Raw genomic sequence first — 19,452 nt, forward strand, 5'->3', positions numbered from 1 at the left:
GCCGGAGGCCCCGCGACGTGGGACCACCTCAACACATACGGGTTCGCCGACGGGGAACAAGGCCCGGCCCGCTGGCGACATGGTGCAGCATGGACGCGACGGCTCCGCGACGGGGCCGGATCAGGGGCGACGGAGCAGGAACGCGAGGGTGCCGGCCTTGAAGACCCTGTCGCCGACCGCCGGGTTGTGGTCGCGGTCCGGGATGTCGAGCACGTCCCCGCGGGGAAGCAGTTCCGCCAGGCCGCGCGGGTCGCCCGCGACCGCGTCCCGGGTCCCCACGGCGACGAGGCAGGGCGCGGCGATGCGGCCGACGTCCGCGGGTGTGAGGGTCTGGCGCGAGCCGCGGATGCAGGCGGCCAGCGCCCGGAGGTCGTTGCCGCCCGCCTCGGCGAAGCGGCGGAACATCCGCTGCATGGGGTCGGTGAGGGCGTCGAGCGAGGGCGCCTCCATGGCGTCGCCGATGCCGGACGGCAGGCCGACGCCGCGCACGAGGTGGACGCCGAGGCCGCCGAACACGACCGAGCGGACGCGGTCCGGCGCCCGCAGCGCGAGAAAGGCCGCGACGCGCGCCCCCATCGAATAGCCGATCACGTCGGCGCGTTCGATCCCGAGGTGGTCGAGGAGGCAGAGCGCATCCTCGGCCATCAGCGGCGTGGCGTAGGCGTCGGCGGCGTGCGGCTTGTCGCTCGCCCCGTGGCCGCGGTGGTCGAACGCCACGGCGCGGCGCCCGTCCTCCGACAGGGTGCGGAGCCAACCCGTATCGGCCCAGTTGGTGCGGGCCGAGGACGCGAAGCCGTGGACCAGCAGCGCGGGTTCGCCGCGGTCCGCCGCCGCGGGGGGCTCGTCGCGGAACGCGATCCTGATGCCGTCCGAAGAAAAGTCCATGCCGCCGCGTCCCCACCACCCGCCGTCCGCGAGCTTTGCCCCAAGCCCCCGCCGGGCGGCAAGTGCCGCGCCGTCCGGGCGAGGCCCCGGCGCCCTACCCTTCCGGCGTCGTTCCCCCTATGGTGCGGCGCGATCGTTCACCCGCCGAGGACACCCATGGCCGGCCACCAGACCCCGCATTTCCACAATCAGCCCGGCGTGCCCACCATCCGGATCGGGGTCAGGGAGTTCATGTGCACCGGCGCGCTGCCGCCGCTCGACCATCCCCACACGTTCATCGACATGGGCGACAGCGACGACGCCATCTGTCCCTACTGCTCGACCCATTACGTGTTCAACGGGGCGCTCGGCCACCACGCCGACCCGTCCGCCTGCGAATACACGCCCGACACCGCGCCCTGACGGGCGCCATGCCGAGGATCGCCGTCGCGGGCGCCGGCATCGGCGGCCTCGCGGCCGCCCTGGCGCTGGCGGAGGTCGGCTGCGCGGTCGACGTCTACGAGCGCGCGGGGACGCTGGACGCGGTCGGCGCCGGGGTGCAGCTGTCGCCGAACGCGTCGCTGGTGCTGCGGCGCCTCGGCGTGCTCGACGAGCTCGGGCCGGCGGCCGTCGAGTCCTCCGAGGTGCTGATGCGCCGGGCGCGCGACGGGGCCGTGCTGGCCCGCGTGCCGCTCGGCCCCGCGGCCGCGGCCCGCTACGGCGCGCCCTTCCTGTCGGCGCTCCGGGCCGACCTGCAGGCGGCGCTCCTCGCCCGCGTGGCGCTGCGCCCCGCCATCGCGCTCCACCTCGGCCGCGCGGTGGAAGGCTACGAAGGCAGCGGGCGCGGCGTCGCGCTGCGCTTCGCCGACGGCGCGGCGGCGGCCGACGGGCTCGTCGGGGCGGACGGCATCCGCTCGGCGGTGCGGCGGCAGATGACGGGCGCCGGCGACGCCAGCGCCTCGACCCGCTCGGCCTTTCGCGCGTCGGTCCCGCGCGCGGCGGCCGACCCGGACGCGCTCGTGCCGCGCTCGAACCTGTGGCTCGGGCGCGGCGCCCACCTGGTGCACTACCCGGTCGACGGCGGGCGGCGGGTCAACGTCGTCGCCATCGTCGACGAGGGCGCGCCGACCGGCGGCGCGGAAACCTGGTCGCAGCCCGCCGAGGCCGCCGCGGTCGAGCGTCGCTTCGCCGGTTGGGCCCCACCCGCGCGACGCCTCATCGCGGCGGCGCCGGACTGGCGCCGGTGGCCGCTGCTGGACCGGCCGCCCCTGCCCCGCTGGTCCGACGGCGCCGTGACGCTGCTGGGAGACGCCGCCCACCCGATGCTGCCGTTCCTGGCGCAGGGCGCGGCGCAGTCGATCGAGGACGCGGCGGTGCTGGCCGACGCCGTCGCGCGCTGCGGCGGCGACCTGCCCGCGGCGTTCCGGGCCTACGAGGGCCTGCGGCGGCCCCGGACATCTCGCGTTCAGGCGCAATCCGCCAAGCAGGGCCGCGTGTACCACCTCGGCCCGCCGGCCTCCCTCGCGCGCGACATCGTGCTCTCGACCCTCGGCCCCGCCCGGCTGGCGGCGCGGGTCGACTGGCTCTACGACGCACCCGCGGAGGTCAGGCGGTTCGCCGGCACCCGGACGAGCGCACCCGCGCCAACCCCGACCTGATCCATGTCGACCGAACCCCAGAAACCGGACCTGCGCTCGGCCCACGTCATCGTGGTGGCCAACGAGAAGGGCGGCACCGGCAAGTCCACCGTGTCCATCCACACCACGGTGGGGCTGCTGAAGGCGGGCTACCGCGTGGCGACGGTCGACCTCGACACGCGCCAGCGCACGCTCACGCGGTTCTTCGAGAACCGGCAGTCCTGGGCGGAACAGTCCGGCGTCGCCCTCGAGATGCCGTTCCACCACGCCCTCGACCGGGGCGATTCGCTCGACGTCGGCGACAACGAGACGCGCGAGTTCGGGGTGTTCGCCGACGCGATCGAGCGGATCGAGCACGACTACGAGTTCGTGGTGATCGACACCCCGGCCTCCGACAGCTACCTGATGCGCCTCGCGCATTCGCTGGCCGACACGCTGGTGTCGCCCATCAACGACAGCTTCATCGACGTGGACGTGTTTTCGCGCGTCCACCACGACCGGGCTAAGCGCGGCGCGGTGGCGCATTACGCCGACCTCGTGCTCGAAGCGCGCCGGCGGCGGCGGCAGGTCGACGCCGGCATGATCGACTGGGTGCTGCTGCGCAACCGCGTGGCCTCGATCCAGTCGAACAACGCCAGGCAGATCGCCCTGTCGGTCGGCAGGCTCGCCGCGGAGCTGCAGTTCCGCGCCGCGGAAGGGCTGCACGACCGCGTCATCTTCCGCGAACTGTTCCCCATCGGGCTGACCGCGCTCGACGCCATCGAGGACGGCGCCAAGGGGGGCGTGCTGACGAACTCGCAACTCGCCGCGCGCCAGGAGATCGCCGAGCTGATCGAAACGCTGCGCCTGCCCGTGCGGACCCCCGGGGTGTCCCACATGGCGGCGCGCCACGCCTGGTTCGAGCGCATGTCGCGGTTCTACCGGGAGCGCCCGCCCGGCGGGTCCTGAGCGCGCCGTTCACCACGGCGCGGTCGGCCGGGGATCTCGAAACGCCGCGACGCGTTGGAACCGATTGCGGAAAGGGGCCTCGCGCCGCTTTCATCCCCGGTCCGATTGCGCGAGCGCCCGATATGAAATTGTTCGATTGCCAGGTTTGTTCGCAGACGCTGTATTTCGAGAACACGACCTGCGAGCGATGTGGGCACCGCGTCGGCTACGTGCCCGAAGACCAGGACCTGTACGCCGTCGTGCGCGTCGGCGACATCGCGAAGCACCATTGGCAGATCAAGGGCGACGCCACCCGCACCTTCCAGTTCTGCAACAACGCGCAATACGACGTGTGCAACTGGATGGTGGCGGGCGACGATCCGGGCGGCTACTGCACCGCCTGCCGCCACAACCACACCGTCCCCAACCTGTCGAAGCCCGGCAACGACGAGCTGTGGCGGCTGATGGAGATCGCCAAGCACCGGCTGTTCTACACGTTGATCGAGCTCGACCTCCCCACCATTCCGCGCAGCGTCGACCCGAAGGAGGGGTTGGTCTTCGAGTTCCTGGAGGACCCGAGTGCCGGCAAGCGGGTGATGACCGGCCACGAGGACGGGCGCATTACCATCGCGATCGCCGAAGCCGACGACGCGGAGCGGGAACGGCGGCGGAAGGCCATGCGCGAGCCCTACCGCACCCTGCTGGGCCATTTCCGCCACGAGATCGGGCACTACTACTGGGACAGGCTCGTCGACAACAAGCCGGCGCTGAAGCATTGCCGCGACACGTTCGGCGACGACCGGCGGGACTACGGCGAAGCCTTGAAGCGCCATTACCGCGAAGGGGCGCCGGCGAATTGGAAGGACAGCTTCGTCAGCGCCTATGCGACGACGCACCCGTGGGAGGATTTCGCGGAAACCTTCGCCCACTACCTCCACATCCTCGACACGCTGGAAACCGCCGAAGCCTTCGGGGTCGCCACCCATCCCCACGGCATCGCCCAGGCCGAGGAACTGTCGGCGGAGGTCGACTTCGCGCCCGACAAGGCGCTCAGCATCCGGCCCCTGATGAAGGCGTGGCTGCCGCTCACCTTCGCGCTGAACAGCCTCAACCGCTCGATGGGCATGGGCGACCTCTACCCCTTCGTGCTGACGCCGGCGATCATCGAGAAGCTCGGCTTCATCCACGACCTCGTCCACGGCTACGTCGGCGTGACGCGGCCCGACCAGCCGGAGATGGCCCCCTACGCACCGGTGCCCGAGAACGTGCCGCCGCCCGCGAGCCCCACCTTCGTGGGGGCCGAACAGGACTTCGACTGACGCGTCCCCGCCCGCGGCGAGGCACGCCGCTTGCACCTCGCGCCCGAGTCCCGCTTCATCGCGCCGCCCGGTCCCCGGTTCCGGCGCGATTCGCTTCGAGGGTGCCATGCACGCCACCGTCCATCCTGCCCCCAGCCGCGACCCCGAGAAGGACCGGCCGCTGATCGACGACATCCGGCTGCTCGGCTCCATGCTGGGCGACATCGTGCGGGAACACGAGGGCGAGGCCTGCTTCGCCATCGTGGAGAACGTCCGACGCCTCAGCGTGTCGCATCAGCGCGACCGCGACCCGAAGGACGAGCATGCGCTGGAGCTGATCCTGCGCGGCCTCACGCCGTCCCAGGCCGTGGCGGTGATGCGGGCCTTCTCGTATTTCTCCCACCTCGCCAACATCGCCGAGGACCGCCACCGCGTCAGGCGGCGCGCCGAGCACGCCCACGAGCCCGGCCCCGCCGTCCACCAGGAGGGCAGCCTGGCCCGCGCCTTCGCGCGCTTCGCGGACGCCGGCATCGACAAGGGCAGGATCGCCGAAACGCTGCGCCACGCCTGGGTGTCGCCGGTGCTGACCGCCCATCCCACCGAGGTGCAGCGCAAGAGCCTGCTCGACGCCATGCTGGCCATCGCCGAGCTGCTGGCCGCGCGGGACGGCCTGCACGACCCGCGCGACATCGAGCGCAACACCGCCCTGCTCCGCACCCGCATCACGCAGCTGTGGCAGACGCGGCTGCTGCGGGACCGCAAGCTCACCGTGCGGGACGAGATCGAGAACGCCCTCTCCTATTACCGCACCACCTTTCTGCGCGAAATCCCGCGCCTCTACGCCGAGGTGGAGCATTTCCTCGGGGAAGCCCCGGCGCCCTTCTTCCGCATGGGCAACTGGATCGGCGGCGACCGCGACGGCAATCCCAACGTCGACGGCGCCACGCTGGACGTCGCGATGCGCCGCCAATGCGAGACGGCGCTCGACTTCTACCTCGCCGAGCTGCACCTCCTCGGCGCCGAGCTGTCGGTGTCGGACCGGCTCGTCGGCTGCTCACCCGAGCTGACGGCGCTCGCGGCCTCGTCCCGGGACGACAGCCCCCACCGCGAGGACGAGCCCTATCGCCGCGCCGGGCTGGCGGTGTCGGCGCGGGTGTCCGCCACGCGCCTCGCCCTCACCGGCGAGGTCGGCGCGCACCCGCCGCGGGCGACGCTGCCCCCCTACCCGACGCCCGAAGCCCTCGCGGCCGACCTCGGCCTCATCGTCGATTCGCTGCGCGGCCACCACGGCGGGGCGCTGGTGGACCTGCGGCTCGGGCCGCTGAAGCGCGCCGTCGAGGTGTTCGGCTTCCATCTCGCCACCGTCGACCTGCGCCAATCCTCCGACCGGCACGAGGAAACGCTGGCCGAGCTGATGGAGAAGGCGGGCGTCGAGCCCGCCTATGCGTCGCTCGACGAGGACGCCAAGCGCGCGCTGCTGCTGCGCCTGCTCGGCGAGCCGCGGCCGCTGCGCCTGCCCTTCGAAAGCTACTCGGAGCGCGCCGCGAGCGAGTTCGGCGTGTTCGAAACGGCGCGGCGCCTGCGCGCCGCCTTCGGGCGCGAAAGCATCCGCCACTACATCATCAGCCACACCGAAACGGTGAGCGACCTGCTCGAAGTGCTTCTGCTGCAGAAGGAGTTTGGGCTGATGCACGGCACGTTCGGCCGGCCCGGCACGACGTGCGAGCTGATCGTGTCGCCGTTGTTCGAAACCATCGCCGACCTCAGGAACGCGGAGCCCATCATGCGGGCCTTCTACGCGCTCCCCGGCGTGGAAGCGCTGGTGGTCGCGTCCGGCGCCGAGCAGGACATCATGCTGGGCTATTCGGATTCCAACAAGGACGGCGGCTTCTTCACCTCCAACTGGGAGCTTTACCGCTCGTCGACGCAGCTGGCGGCCCTGTTCGACGGCAAGCCCGGCATCACCATGCGGCTGTTCCACGGGCGCGGCGGCACGGTGGGGCGCGGCGGCGGCCCGAGCTACCAGGCGATCCTGGCGCAGCCGCCCGGCACCGTGAAGGGGCAGATCCGCCTGACCGAGCAGGGCGAGATCATCTCCTCCAAATATTCCAACCCCGACATCGGCCGCCGCAACCTCGAAACCCTGGTGTCGGCGAGCCTGGAAGCGACGCTGCTGGCGTCGCACGACGCCGCGCCCGACGCCTTCCTCGGCGCCGCCGCGGAGCTGTCGCGGCTCAGCATGGCGGCCTACCGGGCGGTGGTCTACGAGACGCCCGGCTTCACCGACTACTTCTTCGCCGCGACGCCGATCGCCGAGATCGCCGACCTGAACATCGGCTCGCGGCCGGCGTCGCGGAAGGCCAACCGGGTCATCGAGGACCTGCGCGCCATCCCCTGGAGCTTCTCCTGGGGCCAGTCGCGCGTCAGCCTTCCCGGATGGTTCGGCTTCGGCTCCGCCGTGCGCGACCTCCTGGCGGAGCGCGGGGAGGAGGACGGCATGGCGCTGCTCCGGCGCATGAACGCCGAATGGCCGTTCTTCCGCACGGTGCTGTCGAACCTCGACATGGTGCTGGCCAAGGCCGACACCTCCGTGGCGCGGCGCTACGCCGAGCTCGTGCCCGACCGCGCCCTGGCCGCCCGGATCTTCGACGCCATCGAGGCCGAGTGGGACCGCACCACGGCGGCGCTGAACGGCATCCTGGAAACCGAGGAGCGCTTGAGCGACAACCCGTCGCTGGCGCGCTCGATCGAGCACCGCTTCCCCTACATCACGCCGCTGAACCACCTCCAGGTGGACCTCATCCGCCGCTTCCGCGCCGGGCAAACGGAGGACCAGGTGCAGCGCGGCATCCTGATCTCCATCAACGGCGTCGCGGCGGGCCTGCGCAACACCGGGTGACGACGCCCACGCGCGTCCGCACCGCCCGGCCGGCGGGCGCGGCTCAGCCGAGCCCGCGCTCCGCCACCCGCAGGGTGCCCGCCAGGTAATCCGCGAAGGAGCGGTTCACCTCGAGCCGGAAGGCGTCCGGCCCGCGCCGCCACAGCACGACGTCGCATTTCGCCAGGACGGTGCGGGTGCAGGCGCCGATCGGGAAGGCGGACAGGTCGAGGTCGAGCGGGCATCCGGCGTTGAGCAGCGCCGGCGCCAGCCGGCCCAGGACCGCGAAGCCGACCTGGCGGTGCGACACGTCGACGAGCGCGTGCGGCACGCCGGCGAGCGCGGCCTCGACGGCGGCGAAGAGCGGAACCGTTTCGGCCTCGGGCGCCAGCACCAGCCACTCGTCCGGCCCGAGCCACAGCACGGCGCGGTCCCCCGCCTCGGCCGACCGGCAGGCGACGCGCGGCAGCGCCAAGCCGAGGGCGCGCCCGCAGCCGTCGGCCGCGGCGGCGTCGCCGCGGAACGAGAACCGCGTGGCGGGCGGCACGAGGCCGAGCGACACCAGCGCGCCAGCGCCCGGCGGGTCGGCGCGCGGCGCCGTGCGGGCGATCGACGGATCAGCCATGGAGGCGCTCCCCTTCGGCGTCGTAGAAGACCGGCGACACCACGCGCGCCGGGATCGCCCCACCGGGCATCGGCACGTACACGGTCTGCCCCGTCAGCGCCCGCCCGTTCTCGACCAGCGCCAGCGCGATCGGCACCCCGAGGGTCGGGCTCGCATAGGCCGAGGTGACGTGGCCGATCGCGTGGGCGCCGCGCTTCGGGTCGGGGACGGGGGTGATCTGCGCACCCTCCTCGAGCACGGCGGTCCCCTCCGTCCTGAGGCCGACGAGCTGCTTGCGGCCGGGCGCCACGAGGTCGGGGCGGGACAGCGACCGCCGCCCCACGAAGTCCGGCTTGGCCCGGCCCACCATGCCGCCGAGGCCGAGGTCGTCGGGTGTCACCGTGCCGTCCGTTTCCTGGCCGACGATGACGTAGCCCTTCTCGGCCCGCATGACGTGCATGGATTCCGTGCCGTAGGCGACCCCGCCCAGCGCCTCGGTGCGGGCCCACACGGCGTCCCACACGGCCGCGGCGTGGTCCGAAGGCACGTTCACCTCGAAGCCGAGTTCGCCCGTGAAGCTGACGCGGAACAGCCGCGTCGGCACGCCGCAGATCGCCCCTTCGCGGATCGCCATGTGGGGGAAGGCGCCCGACGACAGGTCGATGCCCTCCACCAGCGGCTCCAGGATGGCCCGGGCGCGTGGGCCCTGCACGGCGATCACGGCCCATTGCTCGGTGACGGAGGTCAGCCACACCCGCAGCTCGGGGAACTCGGTCTGGAGGTAGTCCTCCATGTGGTGGAGCACGCGCGGCGCCCCGCCGGTCGTGGTGGTGACGTGGAAACGGTCCAGCGCCAGGCGCCCCACCACGCCGTCGTCCATCACGAAGCCGGGCTCGTTCAGCATCAGGCCGTAGCGGCAGCGGCCGACGCCGAGCTTCGACCAGCTGTTGACGTAGAGCCTATTCAGGAACTCCGCCGCGTCCGGGCCCACAACCTCGATCTTGCCGAGCGTGGACGCGTCGAAGATCCCGGCGACCTCGCGCGTCGCCCGCACCTCGCGCGCCACGGCGGCGTGCAGGTCCTCGCCGGCGACGGGGAAGTACCAGGCGCGCTTCCATTGCCCGACATCCTCGAAGCGGGCGCCGCGCGCTTCCGCCCACCCGTGGATCGGGGTGCGGCGGACGGGGTCGAACAGCTCGTCGCGGGCCGCGCCCGCCAGGGTGCCGAAGGTCACGGGCGTGTAGGGCTGGCGGAAGGTGGTCAGGCCCACCTCCGGCAGCGTCCGGCCGAGCGCACCGGCCGCGATCGCCAGGGCGTTCATGTTGGACGTCTTGCCTTGGTCGGTCGCCATGCCGGTGGTCGTGTAGCGCTTGACGTGCTCGATGGACTTGAAGCCTTCGCGAACGGCGAGCTTGATGTCCTTCGCGGTAACGTCGTTCTGGAAATCCACGAAGGCCTTCACGCGGGACGGGTCGCGCCCGTGCGGCAGGGTGCCGAGCGTGCCGCCGCCGTCCTCGGGGTGGTCCCCCGACACGGCGTGGCGCAGGGCTTCGCCGCCGGACGCCGCCGCGCCGGCGGCCGAGCCGCCGTCGAGCGCGGCAGCGAGCCCCCAGGCGCCCGCGCAGGCCCCGGCCGAACTCTGCGCCTGGGCGGCGTCGCCGGGCAGGTATCGCTGGGTCGCGGCGTCGAAGCGCAGCTTCCCGCGCGACTGCGAGAACAGGTGGACGGCCGGGGTGAAACCGCCCGACATCAGCACGAGGTCGCAGGGCACGGCTTCGTGGTCGGTGGCGCCCGCGCCCGCGGAGCGTGCCACCAGCGCCGCCGACACGCGCAGGCTTCCCTTGACCCCGATCACCGTCCCGCCCGCCGTCACCGGGAGGCCGGCCGCGCGCGCGGCGTCGAGGGCCGGGCCGGCGGGCCGGGGCCGCGGGTCGACGATCCGGGCGATGCGGACGCCGGCGCGGTGGAGGTCGAGCGCCGTCCGGTAGGCGGCGTCGTGCGCGGTCACCACCACGGCCTCGGTGCCGGGCTTCACGCCCCAGCGGTGCAGGAAGGCCCGCGCGGCGTCGGCCAGCATGACGCCGGGCCGGTCGTTGTCGGGGAACACGAGCGGCCGCTCGGTCGCGCCCGTCGCCAGCACGACGTGGCGGGCCCGGACCTGCCACAGGCGTTCCCGCGGCGCCCCCGCGGCGGGATGCGCGAGGTGATCGGTCAGCCGCTCCGTCAGCGCGACGAAATTGTGGTTGTAGTAGCCGAAGCCCTGGGTGCGCGGCAGCACGGTGGCGCCGAGCCGACGCAGTTCCTCCACCGCCGATGCCGCCCACGCGGCCGCGGGCCGGCCGTCGACCTCGGCCGCGGGATGCGTCAGCAGCGCGCCGCCCATCTCGGGGTTCTCGTCGCACACCATCGTTCGCCGGCCGGCCCGGGCCGCCGCGAGCGCGGCGGCGAGGCCGGCGGGGCCGCCGCCCACCACCAAGACGTCGCAATGGGCGAAGCGGTTGGCGTAATGGTCCGGGTCGGCCTCGGTCGGCGGGCGGCCCAGGCCGGCCGCGCGGCGGATCACCGGCTCGAACAGTTTGGCCCACATCGTCGTGCCGCCGACGGCACGCGGCCCCATGAAGGTCTTGTAGTAGAAGCCCGCGGCGAAGAGCGGAGACAGGAGATCGTTGATCGCGCCGACGTCGAAGCCCCGCGCCGGCCAGCTGTTCTGGCTCGCGGCGTCCAGCCCGTCGTAGAGTTCGACCTGCGTCATGCGCAGGTTCGGCTCGGTGCGGGCGCGGTCGCGCGTCACGGTGCAGAGCGCGTTCGGCTCCTCGGCGCCGGCGGCGAGGAACCCGCGCGGGCGGTGGTACTTGAAGGAGCGGCCGACGAGGTGGACGCCGTGGGCCAGAAGCGCCGACGCCAGCGTGTCGCCGTGGCAGCCCTCGTAGACGTGCCCGTCGAAGGTGAAGCGGATCGGGCGGGCGCGGTCGATGCGCCCGCCGCGGGGGGTGCGGTGCTGGCCGCTCATGGCCGGGGCTCCTCGCCGGCGCCGATCCGGGGCGCTTCGCCCTCGGGGATCGGCGGGGGCGCGGCGGGGCGGGGCTCGCCGACCCTGTAGGACGCCAGGAAACCGTCGCTCACCGTGTCGCGCAGCGCGTTGAAGAAGCGCCCGCAGCCGGAAAAATGACGCCAGCGCTCGGCGATCACCCCCTTCGGATTGTCGCGGTAGAACAGGGTTTCGGCCCAGCCCTGGTCGTCGGCCGCGGTGGCGCGGGCGATGTGGGCGTGGCCGGCGTTGCGGAACTCGAGCTCGGGGCGCGGGCCGCAATAGGGACAGGGGATCAGCAGCATCGGGGAGCCCAGCGGCGCAGGCGCATCGTTGCGAGGAGCGCGCGGCGAGTGAGGGGAAGGATGGATCGAAGCACCTGCGGCGCCGTGGCTCCACAGGCTGTCGTGGACCACGGACGATGGCTCTCCGGGAGCCGTTTCGCGGGGTCGGCGGGAGCCTCGCGGCGGGCGTGGCCGGGCCAGGGACGGACGGACCGGCTGACAGCGTGTCCCGCCATTCGGCGGGTCGTGCCGCGAGGAAGCCGTCGCCCGTGGTCCATGACGGCCCCTAGTGCGCCACCGCCGCCGCGGCGGCCTCGTCGATGAGCCGGCCGGTGCGGAACCGGTCGAGCGTGAAGGGGGCGTTGATCGGGTGGGGCTCGCCGGTGGCGACCTGGTGGGCGAAGACGTGGCCCGAGCCCGGCGTCGCCTTGAACCCGCCCGTGCCCCAGCCGCAATTGACGAAGAGGCCCGGCACCGGCGTCTTGCCGATGATGGGCGAACGGTCCGGCGTGACGTCGACGATGCCGCCCCAGCTCCGCAGCATGCGCAGGCGGCGCACCGCCGGGAACAGCTCGCAGATGGCGTCGAGCGTGTGGGTGGCGATGTGGAGGCCGCCCGTCTGGCTGTAGGAGATGTAGGAATCCGTCCCGGCGCCGATGACGAGCTCGCCCTTGTCGGATTGGGACATGTAGGCGTGGATCGTGTTCGACATGACCACGCAGGGCATCATGGGCTTCACCGGCTCGGACACCAGCGCCTGCAGGGGATAGCTTTCGAGCGGAAGCCGCACGCCCGCCATGCCCATGACCACGGACGTGTTGCCGGCGGCCACGACCCCGACGCGGCGCGTCGCGATGGGGCCGCGGGTGGTGTCCAACCCGGAAACGGCGCCCGACGCGTCGCGGGTGATCCCCTTCACCTCGCAGCGTTGCAGGATGTCGACGCCGAGCGCCGAGGCTGCCCGGGCGTAGCCCCAGGCCACGGCGTCGTGGCGCGCCACGCCGCCCCGGCGCTGCAGCGTCGCGCCGAGGATCGGATAGCGGACGCGCTCCGAGGTGTTGAGGATCGGGCAGAACTCCTTGGCCTCCTCGGGGGTCAGCCATTCGTTGTCGATGCCCGCCAGGCGGTTGGCGTGGACGTGGCGCTTGAACACCTGCACGTCGTGGATGTTGTGGGCCAACATCATGCAGCCGCGGGGGGAATACATCACGTTGTAGTTCAACACCTGAGACAGGTCCTGCCACAGGTCGAGCGCGTGGTCGTAGAGCGCTTCGCTCTCCTCCCACAGGTAGTTCGAGCGGATGATGGTGGTGTTTCGCCCGGTGTTGCCGCCGCCGAGCCAACCCTTGTCGACCACGGCGATGTTCCGCAGGCCGTGCTCGGCCGCCATGTAGTAGGCCGTGGCGAGGCCGTGGCCGCCCGCGCCGATGATGACGGCGTCGTAGGCGGCCTTCGGCTCGGGGTCGCGCCATTGTTCCGGCCACCCCTGGTGGCCCGAGAAGCTTTGGCGGACGAGGTTGGCGAAGGAAAAGCGCAAGGGTTCGGGGCTCCGGGCGACGGGGCGCACCGCACTGTCGTGTCCCGGGACCGGCGCGTCTAGCGCCGGAGCGACCTGCGCGCCGCGCCGAGCGACACCGCCCCGCCCCGGCGGGTGCCCTCAGCAGCCCTTGCAGACGCTCGTCGTGTCCTTCTGCGCCTTGTGCTCGTAGTGTTGCTCCGTCGGCGTCGGCGCCCCCACCTGCGGGACGCCCGGGTCGGGCTTGGCGGTCGACCCCGAGGGCGCGGTGCGCGACACGTTCCCGGGGCTGGTGCTCGACGGCGACGTCGGGCTGACGTTGGCGGTCTGCGCCAGGGCCGCGGCGGGGACGGCCAGGAGGGACAAGGCGAGGATCAGGTGTTTCATGGGGCGCTCCATGGCGAGGAACGCCGGAGCCCGGACACGGTTTCCCCTCCGGTCGGGCATGGCCGTCATGCCTCGACACGCGGGGTGGCGGCGCGGCAAGCTCGCGGCACCCATCCCCCGACAGCCGGACCCGGACCCCTCCATGCGCAGCCGCGACGCCGACCTCCTCATCATCCCGGGCCTGGGCGGCTCGGACCCCGACCATTGGCAAAGCCGCTGGCAGGCGAAGCTGCCCAACGCCGTCCGCGTCGAGCAAGCGGACTGGAACCGGCCCGTGGCGGCCGAATGGGAAGCCCGCATCGCCGAGGCGGTGGCGGGCTGCGAACGGCCGGTGGTGGCCATCGCCCACAGCCTCGGCGTCGTCGCCTTCGTGCGCGCCTTGAAGCGCACGGGCGGCGAGCGGATCGCGGGCGCCTTCCTGGTGGCGCCGCCGGGAGAAGCCGCGCTGGCCGAGCTGCCGCAGGTCGACCCCGCCTTCCGCCCCTACCCCACCGACCCGTTGACCTGCCGCAGCCTGCTCGTGGCCAGCCACGACGACCCCTTCGCCAACATCGAGGAAACCGCGACGCTGTCGGCGGCCTGGGGCTCGGCCTTCGTGGACGCCGGCAACGCCGGGCACATCAACGTGGAATCGGGCCACGGCCCGTGGCCCGAAGGGCTGATGACCTTCGGGGGGTTCCTCAGCCGGCTTTGAGCGGCCCACCGGACGGCGAGCCGCGACGGAGGCGCCGTGGCAGCGCCCGTGGTCAGCGCCGGTAGCAGGTGCGGTGCGTGACGGTCTCGCGCCAGCCCGAAGGCGTTTCGGACTGCACCTGCTCGACCGTGCAGCCGACGCCGTCGCCGAAAGCCGGGCCAGCCGGCACGGCGACCGGTCGATAGAACGGCACCGGCCGGCCGCCGTCGGGAAACCCGTCGGGCGGGCCCCAGCCGTCGGCGCGGCCGCCCCCCGGCCCGGCGAACGCCGGGCGGCCGTAGCCGTATCCCCACGCCGGCCGGCCGAGCGCGACGGGCCGGCGGTCGCCGGGTCCGTCGTAGCCGGGGGCGGGACGGTCGAAGCGCCGGTCGGACCCGCGCTCGTCGAAGACGACCGGGCCCGGCGCGCGGCGGTGGCCGCCCGACCGGCCGAAGTCCACCCCGTCGCCCTCGTCCCGGCAGTGAAAGGCCGGGACGCCGTCGTCCCCGGAAGGATAGTCGGCCGCCGCGGCCGGCACGGCGGCCCACAGCGCCGCGGCGGCGGCGCCCAGAAACACGATGCGCTTCGACATCTTCCCGACCCTCTTCCCCGCATCCCCGCGGATCGGGAAACGGTGGGCCGCCCGCCTTGAACCCGGGCTGAGCGCGGCGTTCAGCCGGGCTTCAGGGGCCGTCCCGGCTGCGGCGGACCACCGGCCGGGAGGGATCGATCCGGGCCCGTCAGCGCGGGGGGCGCTGCTTCCCGCTCGCCTTGTCGGCCTCCATCAGGGCCACGAAGCGCTTGAACAGGCCGTGGCTGTCGTGCGGGCCGGGCGAGGCTTCCGGATGGTACTGCACCGAAAAAGCGGGCCGGTCCGACAGGCTGATGCCGCAATTGGTGCCGTCGAACAGCGACACGTGGGTTTCCACCGCTTCGGGCGGCAGGCTCTTCGGGTCCACCGCGAAGCCGTGGTTCATCGACACGATCTCGACGCGGCCCGTGTCCTGGTCCTTCACGGGGTGGTTCGCGCCGTGGTGGCCCTGGTGCATCTTCACGGTCCTGGCGCCCAGCGACAGCGCCAGCAGCTGGTGGCCGAGGCAGATGCCGAAGGTCGGCACCTTGCGGTCGACGATGTCCCGGATGACCGTGCCGGCGTAGCGCGCCGTTTCGGCCGGGTCGCCCGGGCCGTTGGACAGGAACACGCCGTCCGGCTCCAGCGCCATGATGTCCTCCGCCGTGGCGGAAGCCGGCACCACCGTGACGGCGCAGCCCGCGTCGGCGAGCAGGCGCAGGATATTGCGCTTGATGCCGTAGTCGATCGCGACGACGCGGTGCTTCGGCGCGTCCTGCCGGCCGAAGCCCCCGTCGAGGCTCCACACCGTCTCGTCCCATTCGGTGTGGCCGGCCGAGGTCACGTCGGGCACGAGGTCGGTGCCCTGCATGCCCTGCCACGCCGCCGCCCGCGCCTTCAGGGCGTCGCGGTCGAACCGTCCCTCGGGGTCGTGGGCGATGACGGCGTTGGGCATCCCCCTGTCGCGGATCAGCGCCGTGAGGGCGCGCGTGTCGATTCCGCCGATGCCGATGATGTCGCGGGCTTTCAGCCACATGTCGAGCGGGGTCTGGGAGCGGTGGTTCGACGGCGCCGTGATGGCGGCGTGGAGCACCACGCCGCGCACGCCGCCCTCGACGGCGCCGAGCGTTTCCACGTCCTGCTCGTTGACCCCGACGTTGCCGATGTGCGGGAACGTGAAGGTGACGATCTGGCCCGAATAGGACGGGTCGGTGAGGATCTCCTCGTAGCCCGTCATGGCGGTGTTGAAGCAGACCTCCGCGACCGCGGAGCCTTCGGCGCCGAACCCCGTGCCTTCCAGCACGGTGCCGTCGGCCAGGACCAGGAGGGCGGTCGGCACGGGGTCGGCCCAGCCGTCAAACGCGTCTTGTCGGTCGCTCATCGCCGTTCTACACCCCCGCGTTCCGGCGGGCGACGCCGTCGCCCGCGGGTCCCCGCCGGCGCCGATGTCGCTCCCGCCCTCGTCATATTGTGCTTGTCGCCGCATCGTTAGTGGCAGCCCCCCGAAGGGTCAATCGGGGCGGCCGGGCGGCGCGACAGCCTCCAAGGATGGTCCCCATGCGCGAACAGCTCCCCACCCTCATGAAGGAGGCCATGAAGGCCGGCGACAAGAAGCGCCTCGGCGCCATCCGCCTGATCGGGGCCGCCATGAAGGACCGCGAGATCGAGGCGCGCGGCGCCGGCCGCGAGATGACGGACGAGGACGAGCAGGCCGTCCTGCGCAAGATGGTGAAGCAGCGCCAGGACTCCATCGTCGCCTTCGAGGCCGCCGGCCGCGACGAGCTCGCCGCGCAGGAGCGCGACGAGGTGGCGGTGCTGTCCGAGTTCCTGCCGCAGATGATGGACGAGGGCGGCGCGCGCGCGGCGATCTCGGCCGCCATCGCGGAGACGGGCGCGGCGGGGCCGAAGGACATGGGCAAGGTCATCGCCGCCGTGAAGGCCAAGCACGCCGGGCAGGTCGACTTCGGCAAGGCCAGCGCCATCGTCAAGGAGATGCTGGCGGCTCTCGGCTGAGCCTTCGGGCCCGCGCCCGGCATGTCCACGGGATCCGGGGCCCGGCCGTCCCCGGCTTCGCGGGGACAGGGCGGCGCGGACCCTTGACGCCCCCGCCGCACCGTCCGACATCTGGTCCATGCCGGTGCGCCGCCTCGACCCGATCCTGATCGACCGCATCGCCGCCGGCGAGGTCGTCGAGCGCCCGGCCTCCGCCATCAAGGAGCTCGTCGAGAACGCCGTCGACGCCGGCGCGCGCCGCATCGCGGTGCGGATCGAATCGGCCGGCCGCGCCCTCATCCGCGTGTCCGACGACGGGTCCGGCATGGACGCCGCCGACCTCGCGCTGGCGATCGAGCGCCATGCCACCTCGAAGCTCCCCGACGGCGACCTGCTCGACATCGCCACCCTGGGGTTCCGGGGCGAAGCGCTGCCCTCCATCGGCTCGGTGGCGCGGCTCGACATCGTGAGCCGCACGGCCGGGTCGCCCTCGGCCCACGCCGTCACGGTCGACGCCGGGGTGGCGACGCCGGTGCGGCCCGCGTCGCGGTCGCCCGGCACCACCGTCGAGGTGCGCGACCTGTTCGGCGCCACGCCGGCGCGGCTGAAGTTCCTCAAGGGCGACCGCGCCGAGGCGACCGCCGTGACCGACGCGCTGCGCCGCCTCGCCATGGCCAACCCCGCCGTGCACCTGTCGCTCGAAGGCACGCCGACCGTGGGCTTCGACTACCTCGCCTGCGCGGAGGACGACGAGGGGCGGCTCACCCGCATCGCCCAGATCGTCGGCGACGACTTCATCGACAACGCCCTGCCGCTCCGGGCCACGCGCGAATCGCCGGACGGCGAAGGGGTGGAGCTGTCGGGCTTCATCGGCCTGCCGACCTTCCACCGCGGCACGCGGGACGGGCAGTACCTGTTCGTCAACGGCCGGCCGGTGCGCGACAAGCTGCTGACCTCGGCGCTCTACGCCGGCTACATGGACCACGTTCCGCGCGACCGCTTTCCCGTGGTGGCGCTGTACCTGCGCTGCGGCCCGCGCGCCGTCGACGTCAACGTCCACCCCGCCAAGGCGGAGGTCCGCTTCCGCGATTCCACCCTCGTGCGCGGCCTCGTCGTGTCGGCGATCCGCGACGCCCTGTCGGGCGCGCTGCACCGCGCGTCCACCACGGGCGGAACCCGGACGATCGACGCGCTGGCGTCCCGCAGCTTCGGGACGGCCCGCCCGGGGCCGGGGGGGCCGGCGGGCGGCTGGCACCCGCGCCGCTCCGTGGGGGCGCCGGCCGACCCGCGGGGCTACGGGGCGCCGCGCGGGTTCGACGAGAGCCCGCAGGCGAGCTTCGAAACGGAACCCTCGGCGCCGCCGTCCGCCCCCGCCCGCGCGGCCGAGCCCGACGTCGCGGTGTCGGACGAGGACGCGCCCCTCGGCGCGGCCCGCGCCCAGTTCCACGAAACCTACATCCTGGCCCAGACGCGCGACGGGGTGGTGATCGTCGACCAGCACGCCGCCCACGAGCGCCTCGTCTACGAGCGGATGAAGCGGGCCCGCGCCGAAGGCGGCATCGGTCGCCAGATGATGCTGATCCCCACGGTGGTGGACCTGCCGCCCGACGACGCCGCGACGCTGCTCGACGAGGTGGACGCACTGGCGCAGCTCGGGCTTTGCATCGAAGCCTTCGGCCGCGGCGCCGTGGCGGTGACGGAGGTGCCGTCCGCGCTCGGCAACGGCGACACCACCCGCCTCGTGCGCGATCTGGCCGAGGTGATCAGGTCGCAGGACGGCGGGGCCGGGACGGTGCCGTTGGAGCGCCGGCTCGACCGCTACCTCGCCACCATGGCCTGCCACCATTCGGTGCGGGCCGGCCGGCGCCTGCAGCCCGACGAGATGAACGCGCTGCTGCGCGAGATGGAGCGCACGCCGGGGTCGGGCCAGTGCAACCACGGGCGGCCGACCTACGTGGAACTGAAGCTCGCAGACGTGGAGCGGCTGTTCGGGCGGCGGTGACGGCCGTCAATCCCGCGCGATGATCTCCGCTTCGCGGTGAACGGTCCCGAGCGCCTCGGGGCGGGCCACGCGGCGGGCCACGATGCCGGGGCGGTGACGGCGCTTGGCGCGCCGGTCGCGGCATTCGGCGGGGGCCGCCATCGCGCCCCACACTTCCGGCCCGTCGTTGCGCTCCACCAGGGCGGGCAGGCCGAAGAAGCCCGCCGAAGCGCGCCATTCGGCCCAGATGCGGCTCTCGTCCCGCGCCTCGTCGAGCAGCACCGACAGGTCGGGGTCGCGGTGGGCGAGGCGGAGCTCGTACACGAAGCCCCCGTCCTCGCCGGCCCGCACGCCGACGCAGACGCCCTGGTAGGCCGAAACCGGCACGGACAGGCGCATGGCGATGCCGCGGTAGCTGCGGTCGATGGTGACGCGCTCGCGCGACAGCTGCACCGACCGGCGGCGGTTGTCGGCGCGCCCGTCGGCGGCCTGGAGGGGGGCGGCGCCGACGTGGTCGGCGATGCGGTCGAACAGGCCGGTGGCGGCAAAGCTGGTCATGATGGGACGCCTCGAATTCCTGCGGCCGCCTGCACGGCCCTGACGCTCCGATCCGAGGTTCCGCCACAGCGTTACCGGATCGTTGCTGACGCCTTACTGGCGCTCTGGTGGGTCATCGCCCCCCGTTGCAGTCAACTTAGATCGAGGTTCGGGGCAAAAGCGCTAACGGGCGTCCTTAAGCTTCGATGAAACGCGCTCTACGCAGTCGCATCGCGCCTTATGGTGTCGAATTCGTCGCCGTGACCCACGGCATT

17 protein-coding genes are annotated in these 19,452 nt (G+C 73.0%); 8 read left to right on the top strand and 9 right to left on the bottom strand.

Annotated elements, in window-relative coordinates; genetic code table 11:
• Positions 1–120: 120 nt before the first annotated feature.
• The gene (locus tag D3273_RS13710; RefSeq protein ID WP_129227450.1) at positions 121–885 is read right to left on the bottom strand and encodes an alpha/beta fold hydrolase; all 765 of its coding nucleotides are present in this window, start codon (positions 883–885) and stop codon (positions 121–123) included.
• A 156-nt stretch (positions 886–1,041) separates the two neighbouring features.
• Here D3273_RS13710 and D3273_RS13715 point away from each other — a divergent pair, with 156 nt between their 5' ends.
• The 5 genes from D3273_RS13715 to ppc all read left to right on the top strand — a co-directional run bounded on the left by D3273_RS13715 (position 1,042) and on the right by ppc (position 7,625).
• A complete protein-coding gene (locus D3273_RS13715; protein WP_129227451.1) occupies positions 1,042–1,287 on the top strand; it encodes a zinc-finger domain-containing protein in 246 nt (81 codons plus the stop codon).
• Between the two features lie 8 nt (positions 1,288–1,295).
• Positions 1,296–2,522 (top strand): FAD-dependent monooxygenase, encoded by a 1,227-nt coding sequence (locus D3273_RS13720; RefSeq protein WP_129227452.1) that lies wholly within the window; start codon positions 1,296–1,298, stop codon positions 2,520–2,522.
• 3 nt (positions 2,523–2,525) lie between these two features.
• Positions 2,526–3,449, top strand: a complete 924-nt coding sequence (locus D3273_RS13725; RefSeq protein ID WP_129227453.1) for a division plane positioning ATPase MipZ — start codon at positions 2,526–2,528, stop codon at positions 3,447–3,449.
• 122 nt (positions 3,450–3,571) lie between these two features.
• Positions 3,572–4,747, top strand: a complete 1,176-nt coding sequence (locus tag D3273_RS13730) for a zinc-binding metallopeptidase family protein (protein WP_129227454.1) — start codon at positions 3,572–3,574, stop codon at positions 4,745–4,747.
• 106 nt (positions 4,748–4,853) lie between these two features.
• Positions 4,854–7,625 carry a phosphoenolpyruvate carboxylase gene (gene ppc, locus D3273_RS13735; protein WP_129227455.1) on the top strand — a complete coding sequence of 924 codons (2,772 nt, stop codon included), beginning with the start codon at positions 4,854–4,856 and terminating at the stop codon, positions 7,623–7,625.
• Between the two features lie 43 nt (positions 7,626–7,668).
• Here the strand turns inward: ppc and D3273_RS13740 are convergent, their stop codons facing one another.
• The 5 genes from D3273_RS13740 to D3273_RS13760 form a co-directional block, all read right to left on the bottom strand.
• A complete protein-coding gene (locus D3273_RS13740; RefSeq protein WP_129227456.1) occupies positions 7,669–8,229 on the bottom strand; it encodes a sarcosine oxidase subunit gamma in 561 nt (186 codons plus the stop codon).
• Positions 8,222–11,218: a sarcosine oxidase subunit alpha family protein gene (locus tag D3273_RS13745; RefSeq protein ID WP_129227457.1), complete on the bottom strand. Its 2,997-nt coding sequence runs from the start codon at positions 11,216–11,218 to the stop codon at positions 8,222–8,224. The genes D3273_RS13740 and D3273_RS13745 overlap by 8 nt, the downstream gene beginning before the upstream one ends.
• Entirely contained in the window at positions 11,215–11,541 is a 327-nt protein-coding gene (locus D3273_RS13750; protein WP_129227458.1) for a sarcosine oxidase subunit delta, read from the bottom strand. The genes D3273_RS13745 and D3273_RS13750 overlap by 4 nt, the downstream gene beginning before the upstream one ends.
• Before the next feature lie 265 nt (positions 11,542–11,806).
• Positions 11,807–13,057, bottom strand: a complete 1,251-nt coding sequence (locus tag D3273_RS13755; RefSeq protein WP_129227459.1) for a sarcosine oxidase subunit beta family protein — start codon at positions 13,055–13,057, stop codon at positions 11,807–11,809.
• Positions 13,058–13,177: 120 nt separating this feature from the next.
• Positions 13,178–13,423, bottom strand: a complete 246-nt coding sequence (locus tag D3273_RS13760; RefSeq protein ID WP_129227460.1) for a hypothetical protein — start codon at positions 13,421–13,423, stop codon at positions 13,178–13,180.
• Positions 13,424–13,565: 142 nt separating this feature from the next.
• Between D3273_RS13760 and D3273_RS13765 the strand changes: the two genes are divergently transcribed.
• Positions 13,566–14,117 carry an RBBP9/YdeN family alpha/beta hydrolase gene (locus tag D3273_RS13765; protein WP_129227461.1) on the top strand — a complete coding sequence of 184 codons (552 nt, stop codon included), beginning with the start codon at positions 13,566–13,568 and terminating at the stop codon, positions 14,115–14,117.
• Between the two features lie 52 nt (positions 14,118–14,169).
• Here D3273_RS13765 and D3273_RS13770 read toward each other — a convergent pair whose 3' ends face one another.
• Positions 14,170–14,688: a hypothetical protein gene (locus tag D3273_RS13770; protein WP_129227462.1), complete on the bottom strand. Its 519-nt coding sequence runs from the start codon at positions 14,686–14,688 to the stop codon at positions 14,170–14,172.
• Positions 14,689–14,836: 148 nt separating this feature from the next.
• A complete protein-coding gene (gene carA / locus D3273_RS13775; RefSeq protein WP_129227463.1) occupies positions 14,837–16,048 on the bottom strand; it encodes a glutamine-hydrolyzing carbamoyl-phosphate synthase small subunit in 1,212 nt (403 codons plus the stop codon).
• A 176-nt stretch (positions 16,049–16,224) separates the two neighbouring features.
• On the opposite strand from carA, the gene D3273_RS13780 reads away from it, so the two are divergent.
• Together D3273_RS13780 and mutL are read left to right on the top strand one after the other, a co-directional pair.
• Entirely contained in the window at positions 16,225–16,680 is a 456-nt protein-coding gene (locus D3273_RS13780; RefSeq protein ID WP_129227464.1) for a GatB/YqeY domain-containing protein, read from the top strand.
• A gap of 118 nt (positions 16,681–16,798) precedes the next feature.
• Positions 16,799–18,661 (top strand): DNA mismatch repair endonuclease MutL, encoded by a 1,863-nt coding sequence (gene mutL, locus D3273_RS13785; protein ID WP_129227465.1) that lies wholly within the window; start codon positions 16,799–16,801, stop codon positions 18,659–18,661.
• A gap of 6 nt (positions 18,662–18,667) precedes the next feature.
• Here mutL and D3273_RS13790 read toward each other — a convergent pair whose 3' ends face one another.
• Entirely contained in the window at positions 18,668–19,198 is a 531-nt protein-coding gene (locus D3273_RS13790) for a DUF6101 family protein (protein WP_129227466.1), read from the bottom strand.
• Positions 19,199–19,452 lie beyond the last annotated feature (254 nt).

The organism is Lichenibacterium minor, assembly GCF_004137685.1.
GTDB classification, from domain to species: Bacteria; Pseudomonadota; Alphaproteobacteria; order Rhizobiales; family Beijerinckiaceae; genus Lichenihabitans; species Lichenihabitans minor.

Coding starts and splice junctions, on each gene's coding strand:
- ppc (WP_129227455.1), top strand. CDS start 4,854: ATGCACGCCACCGTCCATCCTGCCCCCAGCCGCGACCCCGAGAAGGAC.
- carA (WP_129227463.1), bottom strand. CDS start 16,048: ATGAGCGACCGACAAGACGCGTTTGACGGCTGGGCCGACCCCGTGCCG.
- D3273_RS13730 (WP_129227454.1), top strand. CDS start 3,572: ATGAAATTGTTCGATTGCCAGGTTTGTTCGCAGACGCTGTATTTCGAG.
- D3273_RS13750 (WP_129227458.1), bottom strand. CDS start 11,541: ATGCTGCTGATCCCCTGTCCCTATTGCGGCCCGCGCCCCGAGCTCGAG.
- D3273_RS13720 (WP_129227452.1), top strand. CDS start 1,296: ATGCCGAGGATCGCCGTCGCGGGCGCCGGCATCGGCGGCCTCGCGGCC.
- D3273_RS13740 (WP_129227456.1), bottom strand. CDS start 8,229: ATGGCTGATCCGTCGATCGCCCGCACGGCGCCGCGCGCCGACCCGCCG.
- D3273_RS13780 (WP_129227464.1), top strand. CDS start 16,225: ATGCGCGAACAGCTCCCCACCCTCATGAAGGAGGCCATGAAGGCCGGC.
- D3273_RS13745 (WP_129227457.1), bottom strand. CDS start 11,218: ATGAGCGGCCAGCACCGCACCCCCCGCGGCGGGCGCATCGACCGCGCC.
- mutL (WP_129227465.1), top strand. CDS start 16,799: ATGCCGGTGCGCCGCCTCGACCCGATCCTGATCGACCGCATCGCCGCC.
- D3273_RS13710 (WP_129227450.1), bottom strand. CDS start 885: ATGGACTTTTCTTCGGACGGCATCAGGATCGCGTTCCGCGACGAGCCC.
- D3273_RS13765 (WP_129227461.1), top strand. CDS start 13,566: ATGCGCAGCCGCGACGCCGACCTCCTCATCATCCCGGGCCTGGGCGGC.
- D3273_RS13760 (WP_129227460.1), bottom strand. CDS start 13,423: ATGAAACACCTGATCCTCGCCTTGTCCCTCCTGGCCGTCCCCGCCGCG.
- D3273_RS13770 (WP_129227462.1), bottom strand. CDS start 14,688: ATGTCGAAGCGCATCGTGTTTCTGGGCGCCGCCGCCGCGGCGCTGTGG.
- D3273_RS13790 (WP_129227466.1), bottom strand. CDS start 19,198: ATGACCAGCTTTGCCGCCACCGGCCTGTTCGACCGCATCGCCGACCAC.
- D3273_RS13715 (WP_129227451.1), top strand. CDS start 1,042: ATGGCCGGCCACCAGACCCCGCATTTCCACAATCAGCCCGGCGTGCCC.
- D3273_RS13725 (WP_129227453.1), top strand. CDS start 2,526: ATGTCGACCGAACCCCAGAAACCGGACCTGCGCTCGGCCCACGTCATC.